The sequence below is a fragment of the Clostridiaceae bacterium genome (assembly GCA_012840395.1).
In the GTDB taxonomy this organism is placed as follows: Bacteria; Bacillota; Clostridia; order Acetivibrionales; family DULL01; genus DULL01.
Window position 1 is genome coordinate 1 of the sequence record DULL01000022.1, and the last position, 4,830, is coordinate 4,830.

4 protein-coding genes and 1 rRNA gene are annotated in these 4,830 nt (G+C 34.4%); 4 read left to right on the top strand and 1 reads right to left on the bottom strand.

The window, feature by feature from the left end:
- The 4 genes from rrf to nadC form a co-directional block, all read left to right on the top strand.
- Positions 1-90: ribosomal RNA gene (gene rrf / locus GXX20_02885) — 5S ribosomal RNA — on the top strand; the annotation flags it as partial.
- A gap of 203 nt (positions 91-293) precedes the next feature.
- A complete protein-coding gene (nadA, locus tag GXX20_02890; GenBank protein HHW30611.1) occupies positions 294-1,211 on the top strand; it encodes a quinolinate synthase NadA in 918 nt (305 codons plus the stop codon).
- A 55-nt stretch (positions 1,212-1,266) separates the two neighbouring features.
- Positions 1,267-2,871, top strand: a complete 1,605-nt coding sequence (nadB, locus tag GXX20_02895; GenBank protein ID HHW30612.1) for an L-aspartate oxidase — start codon at positions 1,267-1,269, stop codon at positions 2,869-2,871.
- Between the two features lie 37 nt (positions 2,872-2,908).
- Positions 2,909-3,742, top strand: a complete 834-nt coding sequence (gene nadC, locus GXX20_02900) for a carboxylating nicotinate-nucleotide diphosphorylase (protein HHW30613.1) — start codon at positions 2,909-2,911, stop codon at positions 3,740-3,742.
- A 200-nt stretch (positions 3,743-3,942) separates the two neighbouring features.
- Here nadC and GXX20_02905 read toward each other — a convergent pair whose 3' ends face one another.
- Entirely contained in the window at positions 3,943-4,701 is a 759-nt protein-coding gene (locus tag GXX20_02905) for an alpha/beta hydrolase (GenBank protein ID HHW30614.1), read from the bottom strand.
- Positions 4,702-4,830 lie beyond the last annotated feature (129 nt).

The window sequence follows — 4,830 nt, forward strand, 5'->3', positions numbered from 1 at the left end:
CCCGTTCCCATCCCGAACACGGAAGTTAAGCTTCTCAGTGCCGATGATACTAGGCTGGAGACGGCCTGGGAAAGTAGGTCTCTGCCAGATTTATATCAAGACTCTATGCTTGTTGCATAGAGTCTTGTTTTTTTATCTAGTTTTATCTCAAATTGGGTAGTATATATAATAAATTGATTTTCTTTACAAAGTTTTATTTACATATTAAAATGAATTAAAGTCTTAATGGAAATAACAGAATTTAAAAGGAGTAAACAAAAATTTATATATAAATTAAGGGTGTGAAAATTTAGATGTTGGATAAGGAAGATCTAAAAAAAAGAATATATGAATTGAAAAAAGAGAGGGAAGCAGTTATTGTTGCCCATAACTATCAGGTGGATGACGTTCAGGAAATAGCGGATATGGTTGGCGATTCATTTGCCTTGAGTAAATATTGTGCCGGCAGTACCGCAAAAGTAATAGTATTTTGCGGAGTACACTTCATGGCTGAAAGCGCTAAGATTTTATCTCCTGAAAAAACCGTACTGTTGCCAGAGATTGACGCTGGTTGTCCAATGGCAGATATGGTGACAGCAGATGAGTTGCGGGAAAAAAAGAAATTATATCCCAACGCCGCAGTTGTATGTTACATCAATTCATCAGCTGAAGTAAAGGCTGAGAGTGATGTATGTTGTACATCATCAAATGCTGTTAAGATAGTTAAGGCCGTTAAAGAAGAAGAAATAATTTTTGTTCCTGACAAGAATTTAGGCTGCTATATTTCAAAAATAGTACCTGAAAAGAAAATAGTTTTATGGGAAGGTTTTTGTGTCACTCATAACAGGGCTAAAGTTGATGACGTTAAGAAGGCCAGGTTGGCACACCCGGATGCTATTTTACTTGTTCATCCTGAATGCAGCCCGGAAGTGGTGGAAATGGCTGACTTTGTTGGAAGCACAAAGCAAATAATTGATTATGCTAAAAATAGCCACCACAAAAAATTTATTATTGGAACTGAGATGGGTGTATTATATAATCTTAAGAATAGTAATCCTGATAAAACCTTTTATTTATTATCTCCGGGCTTCATTTGCCCAAATATGAAAAAGACAAGTCTTTTAAGTGTTTACAATGCATTGTCAGAAAATAAATACAAGATTGAACTTAATGAGAATATTAGACAAAAAGCTGAAAAAGCACTTGCAAGAATGCTCGAATTGTCTCAATAGTAATTAGTCTCAATTTATTAATTGAAAGAAGGTCTAAAATTTGCATAGGTATTTAATAGATTTTGACATTAATAAAATTGACAAAGAATATCACGACATTATTATAATAGGAAGTGGTATTGCAGGAGTATACACCGCACTGGAAACTCCTCAGGAGTATAATATTGCCATATTAACTAAAGAGACTTTGGATATAAGCAATTCTGTGCTTGCTCAAGGAGGAATTGCGGTTTCTCTTGATAAAGAAGATTCTCCACAATTGCATTTTCAAGATACCATATATGCAGGAGCAGGTTTATGTAATGAAGAAAGTGTCTGGGTTCTTGTAAATGAAGCAGAATCAAACATAAAAAACCTTCTAAAATTTGGTGTCAATTTTGACAAGATTGAACATGGAGAACTGGCTTTAACCAGGGAAGGAGCTCATAGTAAAAACAGAATCATTCATGTAGGCGATTCAACAGGAAAAGAAGTGTGTGATAAACTCATTTCAGTAGTAAAAACCAGAAAAAATATTAACATCATGGAAAGAACCTTTGTTCTGGATATATTAACCGAAGATGGAGTTTGTAAAGGAGTAATTGCCTATGAGGAAGATTCTGACAAGTTTAAGCTATATCTTTCGAATATAGTTATATGTGCTACAGGAGGATACGGCCAGTTATATGCTAACACTACAAATCCCGAGGTTGCCACAGGGGATGGGGCAGCTCTTGCTTACAGAGCCGGAGCAGCTTTGTCAGATTTGGAATTTATTCAATTCCATCCAACAGTACTTTATCACCCTGAAAATAAAAGTTTCCTTATATCAGAGGCAGTGCGTGGAGAGGGAGCTATCCTTCTTAATGTTAATAAAGAAAGATTTATGCCCAAATATCACCCTCTGAAAGAACTTGCACCCAGGGATGTAGTTTCAAGAGCAATATTTAAGGAAATGCAAAGGACAAACTCTGATCATGTTTATCTTGATATTACATTTAAAAGCAAAGAGTATCTCCAACGCAGGTTCCCCAATATATATAAAACTTGCATTAGTTATGGCATTGATATTTCGACTGATTACATACCAGTGGCTCCAGCAGAACATTACTGCATGGGAGGTATAGTCACGGATGTACACGGGAGGACAAATATTCGAGGATTCTACGCATGTGGAGAGGTTGCATCTAACGGAATACATGGTGCCAACAGGCTGGCAAGTAATTCTTTGCTTGAAGGTTTGGTATTTGGAAGGAAGATCAGTATTGAAATAAGCAGGTTGTTGGAAAATAAAGAAAATAAGAAGGTTGATTTTTCAGGAGGATATACTACTGATAGGACTTTAAATGCTTCCGATATTAAAATCAATAGTGTTGAAATTAAGAAAGAAATTCAAGCATTAATGACAAACTATGTTGGTATTGTGAGAGATAAGGAAGGGCTTATGTATGCGGAAAAAAGGATTAAGGAATATAGTGAATTGGTTAAAAATATGAAGAATATGAGTATGGCGGATTTTGAACTACAGAATATATTACTTTTATCAAAGCTTGTAGTTGAGTCTGCACTTGAGCGTGAAGAAAGCAGAGGAGCTCATTTTAGGTCAGATTTTGATAAAACTGATGATATCAATTGGAAGAAACATATAATAAAAATAAATCATAATAGAAAGATAGAGTAAGTAATAAAATATGCAATTTAAGATGGAGAGGTTAATTATGTTTAATGACATATATTTAGATGAATTATTAATTTCTTATTTGAAAGAGGACATGCCCTCAGGAGATATAACCACTGATAGTATAATTGATAGTTCCTCAGTTTCTAAGGGAAGATTTATTTCTAAAGATGAAGGTATAATAGCAGGACTTTATGTAGCTAAGAGAGTCTTTCAAATACTGGATCCGGAAACTATATTTTTAAATAAAGTTTCTGACGGTGACCAGGTTAAAAAGGGACAAGTTATTGCAGAGATAGAAGGAAATACTTCGGCGCTGTTAAAAGGAGAGAGGGTAGCGTTAAATTTACTCCAGCATTTATCTGGTGTTGCAACAACAACATATAGTTTTTCAAAAAAGATAGAAGGTTTTCCCTGCAGAATTGCTGATACAAGAAAAACTACACCTGGACTCAGACTCCTGGAAAAGTATGCTGTAAGAGTGGGAGGAGGAAGTAATCATAGAATTTCCCTGTCTGATGGTGTATTGATTAAAGACAATCATATAAAGGCTGCTGGAGGAATTAAAAAAGCTGTGGAGCTTGCAAGAAAGAAAATACCACATACAATAAAAATTGAAGTAGAAACTGAGACAATTGAAGAAGTACTTGAAGCTCTTGATGCAGGGGCAGATATAATAATGCTTGATAACATGAGCATTCCTATGATGAGAGAAGCTGTTGAAATTATCAACAAAAGAGCTTTGGTTGAAGCCTCAGGAAATGTTAATATAAACAATGTTCAGGAAATTGCCAGGGTAGGAGTAGATATTATTTCTGTTGGTGCGATTACTCATTCTGTTAAAGCCCTTGATATAAGCCTTAAATTCAATTAATTATAAGAATAATATTTGATAAAACGATAAGCCATTATGTTGTAATTACAACCTGTGGATAAATTTTTAAATTATCCACAGGTTATTGCATATTTTTTGGATTACATAATTTTATAATCGTAAACGCCCTGATATTAGCGGGTTTGAACAATAATACTTATCCAAAAGTTATCAACATGCCTGTGAATAACTGTGGAAAATTACGGTGAAATTATTCTGGGATAAGGCAAAGAGCTTGTTAACATTTTATAAATCATTTCAAAAACCTTTTTATTGCTAAGTATTGCTTTATGATTCCAGGCTTCTATAATTGAACCGTTTAGCAAGTTATCCACAGTTATTCTGTTCTTACCGATATTAAATATATGAGTCTTAATTCCCCATTCTCCAAGACTTGCACTTTCTAAATTTACAACTTCGTCAAATTCACTTACGATATTACCTACCTGTATAGTACTGTTAAGACCTTTATTTATCATTTGAGGCAAGATTTCAGAAAGAATGGTGCTGCCAGGAGAAAGGTCACGAATACCTTTATCCTGAAAATAGTTGGAACCAAGTGCTGCCAGTGCAGAGCCTTTTTGAGGAACTGCTATGAATATTATTTTTCCTACATCATTACGCTGTATATAACTACTATGGGAAGTATAATATCTTGCTACCAATCCGCCCATACTATGAGCTATTAAATTAAATTTGTTGATTTGTATACCCTTTTGCAAAAAATCGTTTTTTATCTGATCAAGAGTAATACCTAGTTTTTCAGCACCTGCTTCAATGCCTTCTTCAGATTCATAATTAAATAATATTCCTGGAATTCCTTTTTCATTAAGGTATTCTTTTAAGTTTTCAAAAATAGTACTATTTTCCTGATAACCATGAATATAAACTACGGGTGAGTGAACTAACTGAATTTTTAAAGAAGAAAAAATGTTAGTCTTGCTTAATGAACCTTTCAATGCAGTCAAGTCCAAATTAGTGTGTAAATTACCTCGGTTGTTAAACGGTAGTTAATCAGCTAATAACCATAAGCTTTTATGCCGCGAAAGCTGTTGATAATGAGTACAGGGCATGTTAGGCTGGATTGC